Raw genomic sequence first — 1395 nt, 5'->3', positions numbered from 1 at the left:
CACCAGGAGCAGGCTGCCCCGGAGGAGGTCCCCGCATGGGCCACCATCGGCGGCATCGGCGCCTTCGCCGCGGCCGGACTGCTGGGCATCGTCGGCCTGCGCCGCCAGCTCCAGCGCCGCCGCCGTCAGCCCGGCCAGTCCGTCCCCATGCCCGAGGAGCAGACCGCGCAGCTGGAGACCCAGCTGCGCGTGGTCGCCGAGCCCGAGCAGGCTGAGGAGCTCGACGTCGTCCAGCGCTGGCTGGCCCGCTGGGCCCACGAGAACGGCCAGGACCTGCCTGAGCTGTTCCTCGTGCGCGTCTCGCCCGAGCAGATCGCCCTCTACCTCATGGCCCCCGCGCAGCTGCCCGAGCCCTTCGTGGCCGAGACCGACGACGGCGTCGTCTGGACGCTGGCCTCCGGCTCCATCGACATCGACCCCGACCTGCCCGCTGCCCCCTACCCCTCGCTGGTCACCGTCGGCCAGGACGACACTCGCTCCCAGGTCCTGCTCGACCTCGAGCGCCTGGGCACCCTCGGCATCGACGGCGACCCCCAGCTGACCACCCAGGTCCTCGATGCCATGGCCGTGGAGCTGGCCACCTCCAGCTGGTCCGAGAACGTCACCATCACGCTCGTCGGAGTCGCCGACGGCCTGGCCAAGGTCGTCAGCGACGGCCGCGTCCGCCAGATCGACGACCTGGACCAGCTGATCGGCCAGCTCGACGGCAAGGCCAAGGACATCCGCCGCGCCCTCGACGAGCAGGACGCCGCCACCCTCGACCAGGCCCGCGCCGCCAACCAGGAAGAGGCCTTCGGCCCCGAGATCGTCCTGCTGGGCCTGGAGCCCACCCCCGCCCAGGCTCGTCGCCTCACCGACCTGGCCGGCGCCATCCCGCGGCTGGGCATCGCCGCGGTCACCACCGCCAACCCCCTGGCCTCCGACTGGATCCTGAACCTCGAGGACGAGGACCACGCCGACCTGCTCCCGGTCAATCAGCACCTGCGCCCGCAGAAGATCACCCCCGAGGAGGGCGAGCGGATCAAGGAGCTGCTGGCCACCGCCCTGGAGGACCCCCGCTCCACCGGCCGTGGGACGACCGCCACGATCGACATCAACACCGTCCTGGACGAGCGCCCCCACCTCAGCGCGGTGGCCGATCTCGAGGAGATGCTCCACGAGGAGGAGAACACCCAGGACCTGCCCCTGACCCCCGAGCCTGCGGTCTCCGCCGCTGAGACCGCCGAGGACGAGACCGATCCGGCCGAGGAGAACGAGGAGGACGTGCTCGCCGCCCAGGCCGCCCGCCACACCCCGACCCCTGCGCCCGCCCCGCACGACACCATGGACGAGGACGAGGACGAGGAGAGCCAGGACCAGGCCGCGGCGGCCGCCGTGCCGACCGAGCCCGAGGAC

General features: G+C 72.9%; 1 pseudogene. It reads left to right on the top strand.

The features are described from left to right. Nucleotides 1-1395, top strand: a pseudogene (locus J1M39_RS12145) (hypothetical protein); the annotation flags it as partial.

Origin of the sequence: Micrococcus sp. KRD077, from assembly GCF_017168505.1 — a bacterium.
Lineage (GTDB): Bacteria > Actinomycetota > Actinomycetes > Actinomycetales > Micrococcaceae > Micrococcus > Micrococcus luteus.
The sequence above is the reverse complement of the archived record's forward strand: the minus strand, read 5'-3'. Positions and strand labels throughout refer to the sequence as shown.